The 21,246-nt window shown below is 75.0% G+C and carries 17 protein-coding genes and 1 pseudogene; 12 read left to right on the top strand and 6 right to left on the bottom strand.

Annotated elements, in window-relative coordinates; all coding sequences use genetic code 11:
* Nucleotides 1-245: 245 nt before the first annotated feature.
* Nucleotides 246-2,978: a DNRLRE domain-containing protein gene (locus tag OG389_RS03735; protein ID WP_328297010.1), complete on the top strand. Its 2,733-nt coding sequence runs from the start codon at nt 246-248 to the stop codon at nt 2,976-2,978.
* A gap of 159 nt (nt 2,979-3,137) precedes the next feature.
* Here OG389_RS03735 and OG389_RS03730 read toward each other — a convergent pair whose 3' ends face one another.
* Nucleotides 3,138-3,584 (bottom strand): DUF3224 domain-containing protein, encoded by a 447-nt coding sequence (locus OG389_RS03730; RefSeq protein ID WP_328297009.1) that lies wholly within the window; start codon nt 3,582-3,584, stop codon nt 3,138-3,140.
* 114 nt (nt 3,585-3,698) lie between these two features.
* On the opposite strand from OG389_RS03730, the pseudogene OG389_RS03725 reads away from it, so the two are divergent.
* Nucleotides 3,699-4,726: pseudogene (locus OG389_RS03725) on the top strand (helix-turn-helix transcriptional regulator).
* 523 nt (nt 4,727-5,249) lie between these two features.
* Nucleotides 5,250-6,104: a hypothetical protein gene (locus tag OG389_RS03720; protein ID WP_328297008.1), complete on the top strand. Its 855-nt coding sequence runs from the start codon at nt 5,250-5,252 to the stop codon at nt 6,102-6,104.
* Nucleotides 6,105-6,628: 524 nt separating this feature from the next.
* Here OG389_RS03720 and OG389_RS03715 read toward each other — a convergent pair.
* A complete protein-coding gene (locus OG389_RS03715) occupies nt 6,629-7,099 on the bottom strand; it encodes a hypothetical protein (RefSeq protein ID WP_328297007.1) in 471 nt (156 codons plus the stop codon).
* A gap of 107 nt (nt 7,100-7,206) precedes the next feature.
* On the opposite strand from OG389_RS03715, the gene OG389_RS03710 reads away from it, so the two are divergent.
* Nucleotides 7,207-7,554: a hypothetical protein gene (locus OG389_RS03710; RefSeq protein WP_328297006.1), complete on the top strand. Its 348-nt coding sequence runs from the start codon at nt 7,207-7,209 to the stop codon at nt 7,552-7,554.
* Here the strand turns inward: OG389_RS03710 and OG389_RS03705 are convergent.
* From OG389_RS03705 to OG389_RS03695, 3 genes are all read right to left on the bottom strand, one after another.
* Complete coding sequence (locus OG389_RS03705; RefSeq protein WP_328297005.1) at nt 7,521-8,066, bottom strand: adenylate kinase; 546 nt, start codon at nt 8,064-8,066, stop codon at nt 7,521-7,523. The two genes, OG389_RS03710 and OG389_RS03705, sit on opposite strands and share 34 nt — an antisense overlap.
* 97 nt (nt 8,067-8,163) lie before the next feature.
* A complete protein-coding gene (locus tag OG389_RS03700; protein WP_328303495.1) occupies nt 8,164-9,000 on the bottom strand; it encodes a MerR family transcriptional regulator in 837 nt (278 codons plus the stop codon).
* 73 nt (nt 9,001-9,073) lie between these two features.
* Nucleotides 9,074-9,559 (bottom strand): hypothetical protein, encoded by a 486-nt coding sequence (locus OG389_RS03695; RefSeq protein ID WP_328297004.1) that lies wholly within the window; start codon nt 9,557-9,559, stop codon nt 9,074-9,076.
* A 447-nt stretch (nt 9,560-10,006) separates the two neighbouring features.
* Between OG389_RS03695 and OG389_RS03690 the strand changes: the two genes are divergently transcribed.
* The 3 genes from OG389_RS03690 to OG389_RS03680 all read left to right on the top strand — a co-directional run bounded on the left by OG389_RS03690 (nt 10,007) and on the right by OG389_RS03680 (nt 14,094).
* A complete protein-coding gene (locus OG389_RS03690) occupies nt 10,007-11,551 on the top strand; it encodes an MFS transporter (RefSeq protein ID WP_328297003.1) in 1,545 nt (514 codons plus the stop codon).
* A 212-nt stretch (nt 11,552-11,763) separates the two neighbouring features.
* Complete coding sequence (locus tag OG389_RS03685) at nt 11,764-13,083, top strand: choice-of-anchor A family protein (RefSeq protein WP_328297002.1); 1,320 nt, start codon at nt 11,764-11,766, stop codon at nt 13,081-13,083.
* A gap of 279 nt (nt 13,084-13,362) precedes the next feature.
* Nucleotides 13,363-14,094 carry a peptidoglycan-binding domain-containing protein gene (locus OG389_RS03680; RefSeq protein ID WP_328297001.1) on the top strand — a complete coding sequence of 244 codons (732 nt, stop codon included), beginning with the start codon at nt 13,363-13,365 and terminating at the stop codon, nt 14,092-14,094.
* 8 nt (nt 14,095-14,102) lie between these two features.
* On the opposite strand, the gene OG389_RS03675 is transcribed toward OG389_RS03680, so the two are convergent.
* Complete coding sequence (locus OG389_RS03675) at nt 14,103-14,846, bottom strand: SDR family NAD(P)-dependent oxidoreductase (RefSeq protein ID WP_328297000.1); 744 nt, start codon at nt 14,844-14,846, stop codon at nt 14,103-14,105.
* A 155-nt stretch (nt 14,847-15,001) separates the two neighbouring features.
* Between OG389_RS03675 and OG389_RS03670 the strand changes: the two genes are divergently transcribed.
* The 5 genes from OG389_RS03670 to OG389_RS03650 all read left to right on the top strand — a co-directional run bounded on the left by OG389_RS03670 (nt 15,002) and on the right by OG389_RS03650 (nt 21,206).
* A complete protein-coding gene (locus OG389_RS03670) occupies nt 15,002-16,078 on the top strand; it encodes an RNA ligase (ATP) (protein ID WP_328296999.1) in 1,077 nt (358 codons plus the stop codon).
* Nucleotides 16,079-16,189: 111 nt separating this feature from the next.
* Nucleotides 16,190-16,792: an HD domain-containing protein gene (locus tag OG389_RS03665; RefSeq protein ID WP_328296998.1), complete on the top strand. Its 603-nt coding sequence runs from the start codon at nt 16,190-16,192 to the stop codon at nt 16,790-16,792.
* Between the two features lie 222 nt (nt 16,793-17,014).
* Nucleotides 17,015-19,573 carry a glycoside hydrolase family 3 C-terminal domain-containing protein gene (locus tag OG389_RS03660; protein ID WP_328296997.1) on the top strand — a complete coding sequence of 853 codons (2,559 nt, stop codon included), beginning with the start codon at nt 17,015-17,017 and terminating at the stop codon, nt 19,571-19,573.
* A gap of 23 nt (nt 19,574-19,596) precedes the next feature.
* Entirely contained in the window at nt 19,597-20,628 is a 1,032-nt protein-coding gene (locus tag OG389_RS03655) for a LacI family DNA-binding transcriptional regulator (protein WP_328296996.1), read from the top strand.
* 122 nt (nt 20,629-20,750) lie between these two features.
* Complete coding sequence (locus OG389_RS03650) at nt 20,751-21,206, top strand: hypothetical protein (RefSeq protein WP_328296995.1); 456 nt, start codon at nt 20,751-20,753, stop codon at nt 21,204-21,206.
* Nucleotides 21,207-21,246: the final 40 nt, after the last annotated feature.

The following is a 21,246-nucleotide window of genomic DNA, read 5'->3' as shown; positions in this document are numbered from 1 at the left end:
GACGCCGGGGCGGCTCCGGAACGGGGCGCGCCGGGCGCCTTGCGACGGGATCCGGCCATCGCACACAGGCGGCGACGATTTGGCATCCGATACGCCAAGTGCAATGAACGAAGGGTGGATTCCCCCTAGGGTGCGCCCGTAGTACCGGTCGTGGACAGCCGTACGCCTGTTTTCGGCCATTCCGTACTCCGCGCAGCGCGTCGCGCAGCCCAGCGTGGCGCCGCGCACAGCGAACTGGGGGGTTCATGCGTAGATCCAGAGGGCTGGCGGTCGCTCTCGCCCTGTCCCTGGCCGGCACCGGCACGGCCATCGGCCTCGGGCTCGTCCAGGAAGCCGCGGCGATCACCCCGCCCGTGGCCTTCACCGCCGACGCGCTGTCCACGTGGCAGCCCAACGGTGTCGTCTGGGCCCTCGCCGAGGCCGGCGGCCAGGTTTTCGTCGGCGGCACCTTCTCGGCGGTGCGCCCGCCGGACGGCGCCGCCGGCAGCGAGGAGCCGGCGGTGAACTTCGCGGCCTTCGACGCCGCGACGGGCGCACCGACCTCCTGCGAGCTGTCCTTCACCGTGGGCTCCGGCACCGCCACCGTCCGCGCGCTCGTGCTCTCACCCGACAAGACCACCCTGTACGCGGGCGGTTACTTCGGCGCGGTCAACGGGACCCCGGTCTCCAGCCTCGCCGCCATCGACGTGGCGACCTGCACCGTGAAGACCGGCTTCCGGCCCGCCTTCGCGGCCACCGTCCGGGCCCTCGCCGTCACCGGCGACACCGTGTACGCGGGCGGAGACTTCCTCACCGTCGCGGGCCAGCAGCGCGAGCGGTTCGCCGCGGTGGGCGCCACCGACGGCACGCTGAAGCCCTTCAGAGCCGACGCGGACGAGCCGGGCCGGGCGGTCGAGGTCACCCCGGACGGCGCGCACGTGCTCCTGGGCGGCGACTTCTTCTCCGTGGGCGGTACGAACACCCACGCGCTCGCCGTCGTCGACGCGACGAGCGGCGCCGTCACCAAGGCCTACCCGGGATTCATCGAGACCAACTCGGTGGTCAAGGACATCGCCACCGACGCGACCGGGTTCTACACCGGCAACGAGGGCACCGGTGGTGGGGTCTTCGACGGCCGGATCGCGCTGGAGCTGAGCGACTTCAGCCAGCGCTGGCGCGACACCTGCCTCGGCGCGACGCAGGCCGTGCTCCCGTACCAGAACGTGCTCTACAGCGCCTCGCACGCGCACGACTGCTCCAGCGTCGGCGAGTACCCGGACGGCCAGCGCCACCACCTGCTCGCCGAACCGACCACGGGAACCGGCAAGCTGGGCTGGGCTCCCGACACCAACGACGGCATCGGCGAGGGCATCGGCCCGCGCGTGATGGCGGTCGGCTCCAAGGGCGGTGTCAGGTACCTCTGGGTCGGCGGCGAGTTCACCGCCGTCAACGGCTCGGCGCAGCAGAGTCTGACGCGCTTCGCGTCCACCGGGGACACGGGCGCGCCCACCGTCCCGGTCGCGAGCGCCGTCAGCTTCAAGCCGGGAGAGGCACAGGTGCGCTGGCGCACCAGCCTCGACCTGGACGACAGCACGCTCACGTACAAGATCTACCGGGGTGGCTCGGCCACGCCGATCGCCACGGTCCTGGCGGACTCGCTGTTCTTCCGCCGCCCGCAGGCCTCCTGGACCGATACGACCGTCACCGCGGGGCAGTCGTACACGTACCGGGTGACGGCCACCGACGCGGCCGGCAACACGAGCGCGCTGTCGGCGACGGCGAGCGTGACGGTGCCGAGCTCGGTCGACTCGTACCCGAACGCCGTCCGCGCGGACGGTGCCCAACTGTTCTGGCGCTACGACGAGTCGGCCCTGCCCTTCGTCGCCGACTCCTCCGACGGCGGCAACCAGAGCGGCGTGCACCTGAACGCTCCCGCCCTGCGCCAGACGCCGGGCGCCGTCACGGGCGCGAGCACGGCCATCGGCTTCAACGGCACGGACGCCCAGGTGTACGGGGACCGCCGCCAGACGGTCGGCAACACGTACAGCATCGAGACCTGGTTCCGGACGAACACGACCCGGGGCGGCAAGCTCTTCGGGTTCGGCAACAACCAGTCGCGCGGCAGCAGTCAGTACGACAAGCACCTCTACATGACCAATGACGGCCGGCTGGTCTTCGGCGTCTACACCGGAGCGACCCGCACCGTCACCACAGCCGCCGCGTACAACGACAACCAGTGGCACCACGTCGTCGCGACCCAGGGTGCGGGCGGCATGACCCTGTACGTGGACGGAGCCCAGAAGGGCACGCTGGGCGTCACCACGAACGAGAACTTCGCCGGCTACTGGCACGCCGGCGGCGACAGCCTCGGCGGCTGGCCGGACCGTCCGACCAGCGAGTACTGGGCGGGCCAGTTGGACGAGACCGCCGTCTACCCGACGGTCCTGAGCGCGGCCCAGGTGCAGAACCACCACACCCTGGCCTCCGCCCCGGCCGACTCGGTCGTCGAGGTCACGGCCGCGGAGGACACGTACGCCAACGCGGGCGCCCCGGGCACCAATTACGGAACCTCAGGCTCGCTCGCGGTGCGCGGAAGCTCGTTCTACGCGAGCTACCTGCGCTTCAACCTGCCCGCCGCGCCCGCGGGCACGGTGCTCAAGTCGGCCACGCTCAGCGTGAAGACCAGCACCATGAGCGGCGCCGGCACGGTGGACACGGTGTCCGTGCTCCCGGTCACCGGCTCCTGGACGGAGGCCGGGACCACGTACAACAACCGCCCGGCGCTCGGTGGTCCGGCGCTCGGCGGTTTCGCGGGCATCCCCGAGGGGTCGGCGGTGCACACCACCGCTCTGGACAAGGCCGCCGTCACCGGGGCGCTCGGCGGCGCGTACGGCCTGGCGCTGAGCAGCGCCGGGACGGACGCGCTGTGGCTGTGGTCCTCGGAGGCCCCGGCCGACGAGGGGACACCGCGGCTGACGCTCACCTTCGGCGCGCCGTAGCCGGTCACCGGGCCGGGGTGGCCCGGTAGCCGCAGGTGGTTGCGGACGGTGGATGCGGACGTGGGCCGGCCGGGGGAGAGAGCCCCGGCCGGCCCACCGGCCCCGCAGGCGGCGTACGACAGGCGCGCGAGGACACGGATCCCGGTCGGGACGGCGCTGTTACGGGAGCTCGTACGTGAAGGTGTACTCCACCGCCGTGTCCCCGTGCCGGGTGACGAAGGAGCCGGAACCGGTGAGGCCCGTCAGCGCGGAGGTGCCCGAGCCGGGGACGACGTCGAAATGGCAGCGGGTGCCGGTGGCGTCGAAGGCGCCGCGTTCCTCCAGGACGAAGCTGCCCGGGCGGCCGTCGAGGGTGCCGGTGACGAGTTCCATGCCGGCGAAGGTGCCGGTGTTCTCCCCCGTGTAGGCGACGGTGTACACGCAGGTCGTCCCGGGGGCGGTGAGGGCGCCGGCGAAGGCGTTCGTGACCTTCGCACGGGCCAGGCGGGGGAGGACGTCCTGCGGGCCGGCCGGGTTCTCCTCCCAGTCCTTGAAGGTGAAGGCGCCGGTGGCGGTGGCGGCGGTGGTGGCGGTGGCGGTGGTGGGTCCGGGTGCGGTGGCGGGCATGAGGGCTCCTGGCGGGTGGGGCGGTCAGTGACCGGGGCCGGTGTCCGGCCCGTTCGTGATCAGCCTGGACGGCATACCTGACACCTCCTGTCAGGTATGCCGGACAATGCCGTCATGCGCGCCGACCGCCTCCTCTCCCTCCTCCTGCTCCTCCAGAACCGGGGCCGGATGACCGCCCCCGAACTCGCCGCCGAGCTCGAGGTCTCCGTCCGCACCGTGTACCGGGACATCGACGCGCTCGGCGCCTCCGGGGTCCCCATCCAGGTGGACCGCGGGCCGGCCGGCGGATTCCGCCTCATGGACGGCTACCGCACCCGCCTCACCGGCCTGACCGACGTCCAGGCCGGCTCCCTGTTCCTGGCCGGCGCCCCCGGTCCCGCCCAGGACCTCGGCCTCGGCGCGGACCTCGCCGCCGCCCAGCTGAAACTCCAGGCCGCGCTCCCCGCCGAACTCGCCGGCCGGGCCCGCCGGATCCAGCAGCGCTTCCACCTCGACGCCCCCTCCTGGTTCCGTGACGCCGACCCCGTACCGCACCTCGCCCGGATCGCCCAGGCGGTGTGGGACCAGCGGATCCTGCGGGTCCACTACTCGCGCTGGAGCGGCCCCGCCCAGCGCCGGATCCGGCCGCTCGGCCTCGTCCTCAAGGGCGGCATCTGGTACCTGGTGGCACGGGCGGCCGAGGAGGAGGACGCCGGGGTCTCCACGCGGGCCGGAGACACCCCCGGGGCCGCCGGGCCGCCGGGGACGCCGTGCGGACCTACCGGGTGGGCCGGTTCACCGCCGTCGACAGCCTCACCGAAGGCTTCGAACGGCCCGAAGGCTTCGAACTCGCCGCGTACTGGCAGGAGTCCGCGGGCCGCCTGGAAGCGGCGGTGCGCCGCCGGACCGTCACCGTGCGGCTCTCCCCGCGGGCCCGGCGGCTGCTCCCGATGTACTTCGGGGCGGCGGGCGTCCGGGCCCTCGCCGACGCGGGACCGCCCGGCGAGGACGGATGGGTGTCCACGGAACTCGCCGTCGAGTCGGGCTCCGTGGCCGTCGGCGACCTCCTGCGCCTCGGTGCGGAGGCCGAGGTGCTGGGCCCTCCCGACCTGCGCCGGGACCTCGCGGAGGCGGTGGCGGAGCTGGCCGGGCGCTACCGCTGAGAAACCCGGTTGCGCCGGGCCCGGCCGCCTCGTGAGGATCCACCGCATGACGATGCGAAAGGGCGTACTTCGCCCGGGGCCGTGAGCCCCCGACCGCCGGGCCCCGCGAGCCCGGCCGACTGTGTGGACGTCTGGCTGGAAGAGACCCGGCGCGACCCCACGGGCGCCGCCTACGGGGCGGCGCGCAGTGCGGTCTTCGATGCCGTACGCCGTGACGGCGACGGACCTACGGCGAGGCGGTTCGCCTCCCTGACCGCCGATGCGCGGGCCGACGTACGACTGCGGGTGCTGCGGCTGCTCACCGATCCGGCTTCCGTCGCCGCCGACCGGACGGCCGCGTCCCGCATGGCGCTGCCCCTGCTGGCCGACCCCGACCCGGCGGTCAGACTGCGCGCGGCCCCGGCACCCGACGGCGACGCGGTCCTCGCGGACCTCGATGCCGCCGGACCGCGGATCGGGGGGCCCGGCGGCCGGGTGGAGTGGCGGATCGGCACCGTGTGGGGGATGGAGGCCCGGCGCTCCGGTGCGGAGAGCACCTGCCGCGCGGGTCGCCGCGCTCGCGGTCCGGCCGACCGCGGCGGGCAGGCTCGCCGCCGTGGACCTGGCGGCGGAGGCGATGCGCCACTGGCGTGCGGCCCCGGCGGCGCTCGTACCGCACCTGCGGCCGCTGCTGGCGGACCCCTGGGCGGGGGCTGCGGCCGTGCGCCTGCTCGGGTCCTCGCTGGAGGCCACCCGGCTGTGCCGGGAGGAGCTGGCGGACCGGGTACGGGACGGGGCCGCCACCCTGGCGCTCGCCCGGACAGGGGACGTACGGGCGCTGCCCGGGCTCTGCCGGACAGTTCGGGACGGGTCGTCCGGGTGGGCCGTGACGGAGGCGGCCGAAGGGCTGGCCGGTGTACCCGGTGCCGACCTCGCCCCGCTCGTCGCGGCGGCCGCGGCGGCCCTCGACCGGTCCGGGTCCCGAGCCGCGGACCCGGCGCTGGCCGTACTCGGCGCGTGCCGAGCGGCAGCGGCCCCCGCCGTCCCCGTGCTGGTACGGATGCTGGCCGGGCTCCGTGGCGACTGCTCGTACGAACGGCGGGCGGGCCGGCTGGTGGTCGCGCTCGGGGCCATCGGCCCGGGCGCCTGGGCCGCGCTGCCCCTGCTCGACGCGATTCCCGCGAACGGCCCGGGCGCCCGGGCCGGGCACACCGCCATGGCCCTGATCACCATCTCCGGGGACCGGCGGCGGGCGGAGGAGATCCTCGCGCGGCTGGACGAGCGGCCGCGCGGCATCGCGGTGGCCGCCCGGGTACTCGAGGCCGGCGGCGGCGCCGGCCGTGCCCGCGCTGAGGGCGGCGGCGCAGCGGCGCGTGCGCGTCCCGATGTACACCGGTGACGGGGACCGTGAGATGCGGGACGACGAGTGGCTGGCCGGAGCCGTACGGGAAACCCTGCGGCGGATCGGCCCGGCGGGGCGCGGCCAAGGAGTGGGCGTGGGGGGATGCGGAGGTGTTGGCGTGCCGGTCGCGCGGACCTTGGCGGCCGCGCCCGGACGGGGGACGTCGTCCACCGCGAGGCAGACGCCGAAGACGCGGTCGTGGCCGGTCCAGCCGTTGACACGGCCCCGGTTGTTGGAGATCTGGACCCGGCGGCGCGCGGTGTCCACGGCCGTCACCAGGTGCAGGTACACCGTGCCGGACACCCGGGCCAGGACGATGTCCCCCGGTTCCACCAGGGCCGGGTCGGTCGGGGCGACCCGGACGCGTTGCCGGCTGTGGACGAGCGGGACCATCGACGTGCCCGTGGGCCGGAACTCCACCGTCGCGCCCGCGCGGACGCGCTCCGCCTGCGCATCGAGCATTCCCATCGGGCGAGTGTGCCCCGCCGTCACCGTGCGGGGTAGCGGATTTCGGCGGGGCGTCAGGGTGCCGGTGGCGGTTCCACCTCGAGGAAGCGGCGCCGACGCGGGCCGCGGTACAGCAGGCAGACCCAGCCGAGCGGTTCGAGCGCCGCCGCGCAGGCCGTCAGGCGCTCCTGCTCCTCCTCCGCCGCTCCGCCGCCCGGCGGGCCGAGCCAGGTCACCTCGACCCGGCCCGCACCGGACGCCGCCGGGCCCACCCGGTATCCGTTCCGCGTCCGCGGGCCCGCGGGGTCCCGCGGATCGCACGCCGACGGCGCGATGCCCGCGGCCTCCAGTACGAGGGCCACCGCGCGCACCATCAGCCGGCGCTCCCACGGGGCGGGAACCGTGGCGCCGGCCGGTCCGTTGACCAGGCGACGGATCTGCAGCAGGCCCTCGTACGCGGTGCGGAGCTCCGCCGCCCGCCCCGCTTCGGGAGCCGCCGGTCCGTCGCCGCTCGCCGGTTCGAAGCCCTGCCCGGGTGTCGTCACGACGGCTGCCCCCTGGTCCGTTCCGGGTCGTGTCTGAGTACCTCACACCCAACGGCCTGAGTATCCGCCCCGATTCCCGGGAACGCCCCCACTGGTCGAATGGGGGCATGACCTCCGAGGGCTCCTCCGCCGCCGTCACCGCCACGGCCACCGCGACCGCCACCGCGCGCACCGCGAACCTTCCGCGCATGCAGCGGCACGTGACCTCCGCCGGTTCGGCGCTGGCCGTGGCCCTGGTGCCGCTGGTGGTCGGGGTCCTGGTCGCCAAGGGGCTCGCCGCCGACCCGCACGCACCCGTCAACGCCCTGATCACCGGCGGCGGCCAGCGGGCGGGCCTGCCCCGGGCCGAATGGCGCCGGCGCGGGCACGCGACGATGCGCCGACTGCGCACGGCCCGCCGCGGCACCGTACGCGGCTGCGCCTACGTCTGCGGCCGCCGCCCGGCCGGCCGCTGATCCCGGAGCCAGGTTTCCGCGGCCTTCGGGGACCTCAGCCGGACCACCCGCAGCGGGGCGAACCGCTCGTCCCCGGCCAGCCCGCCGATCTCCGCGCGCCGGGACGCGTACCGCGACCAGGCCCACCAGGCGGGATGGTCGGCGCGCAGCCACTCCCGCCACCGCTCCCGGTTGCCGCCGAACAGCCGCTCCCGCAGCATGCTCCGGCGCAGCGAGCGCAGCAGCACCCGCCGCATGACCACGCGGCGCGGATGGTCCAGCCACACCACGGTGTCGGCCCGCAGCCACAGCAGGTCGCGTGCGGCCTCGGGCCCGTGGGAGTCCAGGATCCACCGGTCGCCCTCCGCGATCCGGGCGGCGTCGGCGGCGAAGGACGGGCTGACGGCCCACCCCGGCCCGGCGAAGTGCAGGCCGTCCACCTCGTGGTACGGAAGCCCGAACCGCCGCCCCAACTCCCGGGCCAGGGTGGACTTGCCGGCTCCGCTGATGCCGACGACGAGTACGCGTTGCATCAGCGGAGCCTAGGGCCTGTCGTCGCGCGGCGGACGGGAGTTTGGCGACAGGCCCTGGCGGTGGGGTGCCCGGTCGCCGGGTGCGGGGCCGCGGGCGTCAGACGCCTAGCGGCTCCTGGAGCTCAGTGACCCACTGGTCGCGGTCCTCGGGGCAGGCCAGGGTCAGCTCGCGCGCGTACCCGCCGGAGTGCTCCCCGTTCGCGTCGATCCACTGGGCGAGGGCCTGCGCGGTCGGCAGTACGGAGTCCATCGAACCCCGGTGCACGACCGTCGCGGCCCGCTCGACGGCCGGCAGCACCACGATCCGTACGCCGCCCCCGAGGTCCTCGGCCCGGACGTCCGCCGCGACCGGCAGCCCGGCGTGGACCAGGACGGCGCCGGGCCGCTCCGCGTCGTCGGTGTCCTCGTAGTACGCGATCCCGGGGGCGGTCGGGGTGACCCCGGCGGTCTCGATGCGGCGGCACAGTTCGTCGTAGAGCGGGCCGATGACCGGGCCGATGTCCTGGGGCTCGTAGCTTCCCGCGACCCCGCTCAGCTCGGCGAGGCGTACGGGCGGAAGGCTCTTCACGACGATGTCGATGGAAGACATGGTTCCCTCGTTCTCGATGATCCGGAGCCTCGCCTCGACCTGGGTCAGCCGGGCCGCCGCGGCGGCCATGGCCGATTCCAGTTCCGCCCGGCGCAGCCGCAGCATGCCGCGCAGCTCCTCCGCACCCACGAGCTCGTCGAGTATCGACCCCACCTGTTCCAGGCTGAAGCCGAGGTCCTTGAGCGCGATGACACGGTTGAGGCGGGCGAGCTGCCCGGCCTCGTAGTAGCGGTAGCCGCTGGCGGGGTCGACACGGGCCGGGCGCAGCAGTCCGAGGGCGTCGTAGTGACGCAGCATGCGGACCGATACCCGGCCGTGCTTGGCGAAGTCTCCGATGGTGAACATGACGCCTTCCAGTGCAGGCCCTGACACGGTGTGAGGGTCAAGCCCGACCAGAATATGGGGGCATCGGGCCAGGTCAGCGGCCGGACTGGCGGATGCACAGATCCACGATGGACGGCGGTACGGCGCCTTCGGCGGCCGCGCACAACTCGTCCACCCGGGGCTGCGCCGGGCCGGGCCGGTGCCCCGGACGGGCGGGGGACTTCTGGGGCGGGTGCGCGCGGTGGGGCGCGGCCGGCTTCGTGTGGCGGTCGGCGGCCGGGCGGGGCGCCCGCGCGGCGCGGCGGCCCGGTTCGGGCCCGCCGCCGGGCGTCGCCGGGAGCTTGCCGAGGGGCAGCGGCGGCGACGGCTCGGCGGGGGCTTCCGCGGGGTCCGCGGGCTCGGCGGCCCCCGGGACGCCGGCCGGAAGGTAACCGTCGGGCGCGTCGGGCACGTCGGGTGCGTCGGCGGGCGGTACGGGACCACGGGCGGGCACGTCGGAAACCTGCGGGCCGACCGACACGCAGCCGGCGCTCGCGAGGAGGGCGACGAGGGAGAGGGGCAGGATCCGGCGCAACTGCATCGGCCCACCATGCCGCACGGCCGGGCGGACCGGACCCCGCGCTCACACGTGTGGGTGATACCGCGCCGGACCGGTAGCGCCCGCGCACCGGCACCCGGAAGGTTTCCGCCGCGCGGGGAGGATTCACCGGTCCGGGGGGCGCGTACGTGGACGGGGGTGGACCTGACGGGGAAATCCGGACAAGGTTCGGACGGGAACGACAGTGCGGATGCCGGGGGAGGCGCGACCCCCGGTGCTCCGCGCCGCCGTCCCGGCTCCCCGGAGCCCTGTCCCTGTCGGGCGTGCTCCCTGTGGAGCCTCGTCCGACCGGGCGGGACCTCTGTGGAGTCCCGTTCCACCGGGCGGGATCCCTCCGGGGCCCCGTCCGACCGGGCGGGATCCCTCCGGAGCCCCGCCCGCCCGGCTGCCTGCCCGCCTGCCCTGCCCTGTCGTACGGAGTCCCGCCCCATGACCGAAGCCCCCGCGCCCGGCGAACACCCCCGACCATCCGGTCCGAGCCCCGCCCCTGACCCGGGGACCGAGCAGCGCTCCGACCCCGGCCTGGTTCCCGAGCCCGCCCGTGGGCCCGGTTCCCGACCGGACTCCGGCCCCGTGCCGGGTGCTGGCTCCGTCCCGGACTCCGGCCTCGCGCCGGACACCGGCTCCGTGGCCGGTGCGCGGGCCGCGTGGAAGGGGTGGGGGGCCGTGGGGGCCGTGGCGCTCGGGATCTTCTGCCTCATCACCTCCGAGTTGCTGCCCGTCGGGCTGCTGACCCCCGTGGGTGCCGATCTCGGGGTGTCCGACGGCACCGCCGGGCTGATGGTCACCGTGCCCGGCCTGGTCGCGGGGGTCTGCGCGCCGCTGGTCACCGTCGGCGCGGGCCGGCTCGACCGGCGGTGGGTCCTGGTAGCGCTGATCGCCCTGATGGCCGCCGCCAACCTCGTCGCCGCCGTCGCCCCGGGCTTCGGCGTCGTCCTGGCGGCCCGGCTGCTAGTCGGGGTCGGCGTCGGCGGCTTCTGGGCGATAGCCGGCGGGCTGGCCGTACGCCTCGTCCCCGAACGCCACGTCGGCCGGGCCACCGCGCTCGTCTTCGGCGGAGTCCCCACCGCCTCGGTGCTCGGCGTCCCCGCCGGGACCCTGCTCGGTGAACTGGGCGGCTGGCGCTTCGCCTTCGCCGCCGTGGGCGGGCTCGGCGTCCTCACCCTGGCCGCGCTGCTCCTGCTGCTGCCCCCGCTGCCGCCGACCCGGACCATCACCTTCGCCCAACTCCCCGCCCTGCTCCGGCGCAACCGCGCGGTACGAGCCGGAGTGGCCGTCACCTTCCTGGTGGTGACGGGCCAGTTCGCCGCCTACACCTTCGTCCGGCCGATCCTGCGGGACGTGTCCGGCGTCGACGCCGGATTCGTGAGCACCCTCCTCCTGGGGTACGGCGTCGCGGGCGTGGCGGGCAACTTCCTGGCCGGATCGCGCGACCCGCGCCGGACGCTGCTCGTGGTCGGCGCCGCCCTCGCGGTGATCCTCGGGCTGATCGCCACGGTGCCGGGAGCGGTCGCCGGGACGGTGCTGCTGCTGGCCTGGGGGTTCGTGTACGGCGGGGTCTCGGTCAGTCTGCAGGGCTGGATGATCAAGGCCGCACCGGAGGAGGCCGAGGCCGCCTCCTCACTGATGGTCGCGATGTTCAACCTGGCCATCGCGGCGGGCGCGCTGTCCGGCGGCCTCGCGGTCGACGGGATCTCGGTACCCGCCGCCCCGCTGGCCGGAGCGGTGCTGATGGCCCTCGCGGCCGTCACCGTCCAGGTCACCTCCACCTCGCGCCGGGCGAAGCGGGCGAAGCGGGCGGAGCGGGCGGAGCGGGTCGAGGAGGGCGAGCGGTGGGTGGCGGGCGGGGGCGCGAGTGCTGGTGCCGGCGTCAACACCGGTGCCACCACCAGGTCCAGTGCCGGCTCCAGTACCGGCTCCAGTGCCGAAGGCGTCGACCCCGGCGCCGCCCGCGAGGCCTCGCCGGCCAACTGATCAGCATGGCGGCCGCATCGGTCCCGGCGAGATGCTCCACGCGAAGACCGCGCACGCTCACCGGGCGGATGAGACGGATCGGACATCCGGCTTGACCTGGGGCATCCCAGGGGGAAAGAGTGCGCCGGGTCGAGCACCACCGCCCGGACCAGCGCCCGCGCCGGCCGGACCGCAAGCGCCACCGCACGAGCCGCACTTCGGAGATATCCCACATGTCCATATCCGCCCGCTCTTCGCTCGCCTCGGCCGTGATAGGCGGTTCCGTCGCAGTCACCGCCCTCGGCGCCCTCGTCCTCTTCGCGGCCCCCTCCGCCTCCGCGACCCCGGCGACGGACCCCACCGCCTGTACCGGGGCGCTCGGCGTCGCCGGCCGCTACGGCGAGTTCGTCGAGGGCGACGACCGGCACACCCCCGGCGCCGAAGGCGCTGTCGCAGTCGGTGGGAACGCCGACTTCCGGGGCGGCTTCACCATCGGCCGGGAGCTGACCCCCGGGCAGGTCGGGGCGCTCCCGGGCGGGAACGCCCTCGTCGTGGCGGGCGATGTGACCGGGACGGTGCGGGTGATGAACGGCAACGGCAGCTACGGCGGCACCCTCTCCGGTACCGCCGAGGCCCATCGGGGCACGGTGGCCAAGGCGCCCTCGCCGATCGACTTCGCGGCGGAGTTCCGCGCCCTGCGCAAGACCTCAGAGACCCTCGGAGCCGCCGCTCAGTCGGCCGGCGCGCAGTGGCGCACGGACGGCCCCGGCCTCCAGCTGACCGGTACCGACACACGGTTCAACACCTTCACCGTCCCCACCGCGGAGCTGGAGAAGGCCCGCGAGATCCGGCTGAAGGTCCCGGCGGGCGCGGTGACCGTGATCAACGTCAAGGGTGCCTCCTACGACCAGGCGCGGGCCGGAACCACCGGCTTGCGTCTCCGGGACGAGGCGGGCGGGCGCGAAGTGCTCGCGGACGAGCGGAGCATCGCCGCCGGGGGAGCGGTCCGCACGAGACTGCTCTGGAACTTCCCCGGGGCCACGAAGGTGGTCAAGAACAGCGTGGGAGCGTGGCCGGGCAGCATCCTCGCGCCCGGAGCCGCCGTCGACCTCGGCTCCGGTGGACCGGTCGACGGCTCGGTCATCGCCAAGTCCCTGACCGGGACGGGCAGCGCCGAGACGCGCCACCACCCGTTCACCGGCTGCCTCCCCGGCCACCCGATGCCTGCCGTGAACCGCCTGGCGCAGCCGGGCGCCACCCCGTCCGCACCGCCGGTCCCGTCCACCGCCCCGTCCACCGCCCAGTCCGCCCCCGTGGTCGTCCCCGTCGTACCGAAGTCCGGCACACCGGGCGGCACCGGCACCCCGGCGCCGCCCGGCAGCACCCCCGCCACGCTGCCCGGGGTGGCCGCCGGCATCTCCGGAACGGGAGGTTCGGGTGGCGGGCTCGCCCTGACCGGCGCGGGCATGGCCGTACCGCTGGCGATCGGCGGTGCCCTCGTATTCGGCGTCGGCGCCGGCATGGTCGTGGTCGCCCGGCGGCGCAGGGCCTGACCGGCCGGGCAGGGGCCGGCCGGCGCACCGCCGAGCCTGCCCCGTACCCGCCGGGAGACAACCATGTCCCCTGAACCTGCACCCGTTGAGAGCGACGGCACCGTCCCCGACGAAGACCGCCTGCTCGTACGTCCCTACGTCGCCTCCCCGGCCCCCTCGTCCGGCCCGGCCCCGCTGCCCGAGCCGTCAGAGCCGTCCCGTCCGTTCCATCCGCCCGGTCCGTCCCACCAGTCCCATCCGTCAGGCCTGTCAGGCCCTTCCGGCCCGTTCGGTCCGCCCGTGCCGACGGGCCCGTCCTGGCCGCAGGACATCACTCCGGTCTTCGCACCGGCACGGTTCGCACCGCCCACGAACGGAACCCTCTCACCGTCACCGTCACCGTCCACCTCCTCGGCAACGGCCCCGACCCCGGCGTCCGCACCGAGGTCCGCCTCCGCCGCCGACCGGGGCGAGTGGGCCGACCGGGCAGGCCGGGCGGAGCGGAGCGGCAGTCGGCTTCCGCTCGTCGTCCTCGCCCTGCTCGGGCTCGGGGCCGCGGGCGTGCTCGCGCTGTTGCTGCGCGGCCCCGACCGGGAGCCGCCGCGCACGGTGGTGCCGCCGGGCCTGTCCGTACCGGTGCTCCCGGCGCGCAGTCCGGGCGCCGGAGAGGAGCCGTCGCCGGACGGGGAGTCCGCGGGCCAGGCCGACTCCGGGGCTTCGCCCACGCCGGCCCCGACCACCCCGGGTGCGCCGCCGAGTGCCGGCCGGGACCCGAAGCCGACGGGTCCGACGGGCGCGCAGCCGACGCCGGGCAGGTCCGGGACGCTGCGTCCGGGGGACAGCGGGGCCGCGGTGCGCACCCTTCAGCAACGGCTCTACGCGCAGGGGTTCACGTACGTCTCCGCCACCGGGGTCTACGACGAACAGACCCGGCGCGGTGTCACCCAGCTCCAGCAGAACCGGAGCATCAAGGGCGATCCGCCGGGCGTCTACGGTCCGGCCACGCGGGCCGCCTTCGGGAGCGGCGGCTGAGGCTTCGCTCAGCGCCCGCCGGCGACGCGCAGGATGGTCCCGGTCGTGTACGCGGAGTCCGGGGACAGCAGCCAGGCGATGGCCGCCGCGACCTCCTCGGGCTGCCCCGCGCGCCCGAGCGGGATCTCGGCCGCGGCGAGGGCGGGGCGGTCCGGGTCGCCCATGGCGGCGTGCATATCGGTATCGATGATGCCGGGTGCCACGGCGTTGACCCGGATCCCGTCCGGGCCGAGTTCCTTGGAGAGCCCCAGGGTCAGGGTGTCGGTGGCGGCCTTCGTCGCGGCGTAGTGGACGTAGCGGCCGGGACTGCCGAGGGTGGCGGCCGCGGAGGAGACGTTGACGATGGCCCCGCCGCCGGACGCGGCCATGTCCCGGGCGGCCCGGCGGCAGCAGAGCAGGTACCCGAAGAGGTTCACGTCCAGCACGCGGCGCAGGTCCTCGATCCGGATGTCGGCGAGCCGGCCCGGGGTGCCGGTCACCCCGGCGTTGTTGACCAGGCCGGTCACCGTGCCGAACTCGGCTCCGGCGATGTCGAAGAGCCGGTCCACGCCGCACTCCTCGGACGTGTCGCCGCGCACGGTCACGCACTGGGCACCGGTGGTCCGTACCCGGTCGGCCGTGGTCCTGGCGGCCGCGTCGTCGTGGAGGTAGCCGAGCACGATGTCGTGTCCGTCGGCGGCGAGCCGGACGCACGTGGCGGCGCCGATTCCGCGGCTGCCCCCGGTGACGACGGTGACCGGACGACCTGACATACGAACCTCCTGTGTGACGCGGCACCCCCATGTCGCGGTAAAGGCAGGGGCGTCGCAGGCTAACACCGCGATATGTGCTGGACCAGCGGAAATAGCGGCCCGCAGAGTGGCTGGCGACGACCCTGCCCGCCTCCACCACTACCTAGGAGTGCTTCATGTCCACCCTGCGGGTCACCGCCGAAGAGCTCGCTGTCCATCCGCACCCGAACGCCGACGCGTTGGAGTTGGCGCAAGTCGGCCTCTACCGGGCGGTCGTGGCGAAAGGTGCGTACCGTACCGGTGACTTCGCCCTCTACATACCCGAACAAGCCGTACTGCCCGTCGCGTTGATCGAGGAGCTCGGCCTGACCGGCAGACTCGCCGGCGGGGAGGCGAACCGGGTGAAGGCGGTACGGCTGCGCGGCGAACTGTCCCAGGGGCTGGTCTGCCTGCCGGGCGCGCTGGCCGGCGTGGACCTCGAGCGGGCGGCGTCGGAGGGTACGGACTTCGCCGAGTCCCTCGGCATCGTCAAGTGGTCCCCGCCCGTCCCGACGACCATGGACGGGGACGTGGAGGCCGCCTCCGAGCTGCTTCCGTGGGTGGACGTCGAGAACCTCCAGCGCTACCCCGGCATCTTCGAGCCCGGCGAGCCGGTCGTCCTCACCGAGAAACTGCACGGCACCGCCTGCCTGTTGACCTACATCGCCGAGGACGGCCGGGTGCTGGTCTCCTCCAAGGGCTTCGGGTCCCGGGGGCTGGCGCTCCGGGAGGACGAGCGCAACCTCTACTGGCGGGCGGTACGCGGTCACGGTGTGCCCGAGGCCGCCGCCCGGCTGGCCGCGCGCCTCGGGGCCACCCGGGTCGGGATCTTCGGTGAGGTGTACGGCAAGGGGGTCCAGGACCTGGCTTACGGGACCGACGTCCGCACGGCCGGCGGGGCGCCGGGGTACGCCGTCTTCGACGTCTCCGCGGAGATCGACGGGCAGGTGCGGTGGCTGGACCCGGCGGTGGTCTTCCCGGAGGCCGAACTCCCGCTTGTCCCGAGGCTGTTCGAGGGGCCGTACGGTCTCGACACGGTTCTGGACCGGGCGAGCGGACGGGAGACCGTGTCCGGCCGAGGACTGCACCTGCGCGAGGGTGTCGTCATCCGCCCGGCGACCGAGCGCTACAGCCCCCTGGTCGGGGGCCGGGCCATCGCGAAGGCGGTCAGCCCGGCGTACCTGACGCGCAAGGGCGGCACGGAGTACGAGTGAGGGGATGAGGGGGGCGGGCGAGACGGCCGTGCCGCCGCGCCGGGCCGGACGTGGTCCGCCCGGCGCGGCCTTCCGGGACAAGCGGCCCCCGATACCGCCTATCCTGCCCGGATGCCCGGAACCGACCTGCTCTCCCGCGCGCTCGGCGCGCCCGCGGACCCGTACCTGCGCGCCCTCCCCGAGGCCGTGGCCGCACTGCTGCGCGAGCTCGCCGCGCCGCCCCGGCTCGCGGCGCATCTGCGGCTCGTGCACGACGTGGCCTACGAACTGGCCGACTGGTTCGCCGAGTTCCGTCCGGAGCTGACCCTCGACCGGGAGGCCGTGCTGTTCGGGGCGGCAACGCACGACATCGGCAAGGTGGTGCACCCTGCCGAGCTCTCCGGGCCCGGTTCCGCCCACGAGCCGGCCGGCCGGGAGCTGCTCCTCGCGCACGGGTTCACCCCGGCGCGGGCCCGCTTCGCCGCCACCCACGCCAGTTGGTCGGATACCGGAGCGAGCATCGAGGAACTGCTGGTCAGTGCCGCTGACAAGGTGTGGAAGGGCAAGAGGGTCACCGATCTGGAGGATCTGCTGATCGACCGCCTGGTACGGGCCTCGCCGCCCGGCACCGAGCGCTGGGAGGCGTACCTCGAACTGGAGGGACTGCTCGCCCGGATCGCCGGGGGTGCGGAGGCGCGCCTGGCTTTCCAGGCCGCGTACCCGGTCCACGGCTGACCGGCCGAACCCGCCCCCGGCCCCAGCACACCCGCGGCGGCCACGGGGTCGCTTCCGGCCCGGTCCCGCGCCCGGTCCCGTCCCCGGCCGTGCCCGGTCCCGTCCCCGGCCGTGCCCGGTCCGTGCCAGCCCCTGCCGTGCCGTTGACAGTCGATCAGGTCTGCCGGGATCATCGGGAGAGCGCTCTCCCGTGGATCTGGACGGTTGGTGTAAGGGGTGGACATGCACGACGGTGACGTGGAACGGCTGGCGGACAAACTGGATCCCGCGCAGCAGGTACGGCTGCTGACCGGGGCCGACACCTGGCGGACCCACCCCGAACCGGACGTGGGGCTGCGGGAGATGGTCTTCTCCGACGGGCCGGCCGGGGTGCGCGGGCCCGGCTGGGACGAGCGGTACACCTCGGCGCTGCTGCCCTCCCCGAGCGCGCTCGGGGCGCTCTGGGACGAGGACAGGGTCCGCGGGCTCGGAGCGCTGCTCGGCGACGAGGCCCGCCGCAAGGGTGTGCACGTCCTGCTCGCGCCCACGCTCAACCTGCACCGCAGTCCGCTCGCGGGGCGTCACTTCGAGTGCTTCTCGGAAGACCCGTTGCTCGCGGGCCGTACGGGCGCGGCGCTGGTCCGCGGCATCCAGTCCCGGGGGGTGGCCGCGACCGCGAAGCACTACGTGGCCAACGACTCCGAGACGCAGCGGCTGACCGTCGACGTACGGCTCGGCGAACGGGTGCTGCGCGAGCTCTACCTCGCGCCCTTCGAGGCCGCGGTCCAGGCCGGGGCATGGCTCGTCATGTCGGCGTACAACAAGGTCAACGGAACGACGATGAGCGAGAGTTCCCTGCTCGCTGAGCCGCTCAAGGGGGAGTGGGGCTTCGACGGAGTGGTCGTCTCCGACTGGGGCGGCGTCCGCTCGACCGTGGCCTCGGCCGTGGCCGAGCAGGACCTGGCGATGCCAGGCCCTGGCGGGATGTGGGGCGAGTCCCTGGTGGAGGCGGTGCGGAGCGGGCGGGTCCCGGCGGACGCGGTGGAACGCAAGCTGCGCAGGCTGCTCCGTCTGGCCGCCCGGGTCGGAGCCCTCACCCCCACCGACACCCCGCCCACCTCACCCCCGGCCACCCCGGCGACCGCCGCCACTCCGGCCCCGGCCACCTCGGGCCCCGCGTGCCCCGGCGACGCCGGCCCATCCGGTGCGGGGGCCGGCGGCGGGAGCCTCGGGGGGGCGGGCTCGGCTCCCGGGGGCGCCGACGACGTCCGGCGCGAGCTGCGCGAAGCGGCCGCCGCGAGCTTCGTGCTGCTGGAGAACCGGGGCGTTCTGCCCCTGGTGGGGGGCGCGCTGAGCCGTGTCGCCGTCATCGGGGTGCACGCCGTTGAGCCCCGGGTCCAGGGCGGTGGCAGCTCCGAGGTGTTCCCGCGGCGGGTGGTCAGCCCGCTGGAAGGGCTGCGGGAGGTACTGCCGCCGCACGTCCGGGTCGTGTACGAACCCGGCCCCGCGCCCGAGGGCAGCGGCGGGCTGGCCGCGCTGGGCGCACGGCACGCCCGTGACCCGGAGAGCGGCGCCCCCGGCGTACGGCTGCGGGTGCTCGATGCCGCCGGAGCCGTGCTGTACTCCGCCCACCAGCCCTCCGGACGGGTGCTGGAGCCCGACCTGCCGCCGGGCGCCCACACCGTGGAGCTCGCCGCCGTGCTCCACCCCGACACGACCGGCCCCTGGATGCTCGGGCTCGGCGGCTTCGGCGCACTGCGACTCGCCGTGGACGGAACGACCGTGCTCAGCGGCGAGTTCCCGCCCGAGACCGAGGACCCGGCCGTCATCCACGTCCGCCCGCCCCAGCACACCGCCCGCGTCCCGCTCGCCGCCGGCCGGCCCGTCCACGTTCTCGCAGGGCGCGAGCTCGCCCCCGGCACCGGCCGGGCGACCGTCCTCACCGCGGCGCCGCCCGTACCTGACCCGGCCGAGGCGCTCGCCGCCGCCACGGCCGCGGCCCGGGCCGCCGACGTGGTGGTCGTGGTCGTCGGCACCACCGAGGGCGGCGAGTCCGAGGGCTTCGACCGGGTGTCGCTCCGACTGCCCGCCCCGCAGGACGAGTTGGTCGCGGAACTCGTCCGCGCGAACCCTCGTACCGTGGTCGTCGTCAACTCCGGCGCCCCCGTGGAGCTGCCCTGGCGCGAGGCTGCCGGAGCCGTCCTCCTCGCCTGGTTCCCCGGTCAGGAGGCCGGGCGCGCCCTCGCCGACGTCCTCGTGGGCGCCGCCGAGCCCGGCGGACGGCTCCCCACCACCTGGCCCGCCAGCCTCGACGACGCCCCCGTGCGCACCACGCACCCCACCGGCGGACGGCTCCCGTACGAGGAGGGTCTGCACATCGGCCACCGCGCCTGGCTGCGCGCGGGCGCCGAAGGCGCGGCCCCCGCGTACTGGTTCGGGCACGGACTCGGCTACACCACCTGGGAGTTCGAGCGGATCGACGCCCCCGCTCCGGCGCCCGGCGGCTACGAGATCCCCGTGACCCTCCGCAACACCGGCACCCGGCGCGGCCGCGAGGTCGTCCAGCTCCACCTGTCCCGCCCGGACTCGGCGGTCGAGCGCCCGGTGCGCTGGCTCGCGGGCTGGGCGGCGGCGCGGGCGGAGCCGGGGGAGCGGGTGACGGTGTACGTACGGATCACCGCGCGGGCCCTGCAGCACTGGTGCCCGGAGGCGGCGGAGTGGCGGACGGAGCCGGGCCGGTTCGCCGTGCTGGCCGGTCGCAGCGCGGGCGATCTGCCGCTCAGGGGAGCGATCGACGTCTGAGCCCGGGCGGCTACAGTGCCGCCATGGACGCAGCGAACACCGCCGCCGGGACGGCGCCGACCCTGGAGGACGTGGCGCGCGCGGCCGGGGTGTCCCGGGCCACGGTGTCCCGCGTGGTCAACGGCGTGCGCAATGTGGATCCCGTCATCCAGCAGGCGGTCCAGCGGGCCGTCGCCGAGACCGGGTACGTACCGAACCGGGCGGCCCGCTCCCTGGTCACCCGGCGGTCGGGCGCGGTCGCGCTGGTGGTTTCGGGCGCGGGTGCGGACACCGACCGGGTCTTCCGTGACCCCTTCTTCGGGCGGGTGGTGAGCGGGGTCGTACGGGCGCTGCGTCCGCGCGGGGTGCATCCGGTGCTGCTGTTCGCCGACGGGCAGGCGGACCGCGCGCAGGTCCTCGCGTACCTCGCGCAGGGCGGCGCGGACGGCGCACTGCTCGTGACCACCGACGGCCGTGACCCGCTGCCCGGAATGCTCGCGGCCGCCGGCCTGCCCGCGGTGCTCTTCGCGCGTCCGGCTCCCGGGGTTCCGCTGGACTGGGTCGACCTGCGCCACCGTGAGGGCGGGGCGCTGGCGGCGCGGCACCTCCTGGCCCGGGGCTGCCGGAGGCTGGTCGCCATCGGCGGTCCGGCGGACGTGCCGGCGAGCCGTGAGCGGGTGGAAGGCTTCCGCGAGGCGCTGTCCGGCAGCACGGCGCGGGTGGCCGAAGCGGACTTCACCCTGGACGGCGGCGAGCAGGCGATGCGCGTCCTGCTGGCCGAACGGCCCGACCTGGACGGGGTGTTCGCGGCGAACGACCTGATGGCCCAGGGGGCCTGCCTGGTGCTGCGCGAACTCGGCCGCCGGATCCCGGACGACGTCGCGGTGGTCGGCTTCGACGACTCCGGCGCCGCGGTGGCGTCCAGGCCACGGCTGACGACGGTCCGTCAGCCGGTGGAGGACATGGCGGCGGAGATGGTCCGCCTGCTCCTGGACCGGGTGGAGGGAACGGCTGTCGCGGCCGACCCGGCGGCGGTGCTCTTCGATCCGGAGCTGGTCGTGCGCGACTCGGCCTGACGGCCGCTTCGCACGCAGCGTCAAGGAAGGCCGCGTGCTGCGTTCACTTCCGGATCGGGGCCGTTCCTAGGGTTCTGAGGTGCCGGTTCGCCGAACCGGCCGGAAACCCCAGGAGGAACAAGATGTCAACGCGACTGCGTCGTACCGTCATCGGCGCGCTCACCACGGGCGTGCTGGCCGCCGCCGTGGTGGGCGGATCCGCGGGGAGCGCCTCGGCGCACTCCTACGCGGACCGCCTCGTGAAGGGGGAGTTCCTCCGTGCCGGGGACTACATCCAGCGATCGACGCTGACCGGAGGCCTCTTCACGCTGGTCATGCAGTCCGATGGCAACCTGGTGGAGTACCGCAGCGAGGGCTCGGGCGGGCGGAAGGTCTGCTGGGCTTCCAACACCCAGTACGCGGGAGGCACTTACGTGGTCTACCAGCAGGACGGGAACTTCGTCATGTACCCCGACTGGAGCACCCGTGCCGTGTGGTCGAGCAACACCTACAACGGCGCCGGAAGCACCGTCGACATGAACAAGTTCGGCGTCCTGTACGTCGGCACCACTCAGGTCGGCAACCAGTGCCCCCGGTAGAGCCCTGACCGCGGATCCACCGGGCCGCCCCGGAGGCGTG

Source organism: Streptomyces sp. NBC_00435, assembly GCF_036014235.1.
GTDB lineage: Bacteria > Actinomycetota > Actinomycetes > Streptomycetales > Streptomycetaceae > Streptomyces.
This window is presented reverse-complemented; position numbering and strand designations above follow the sequence as displayed.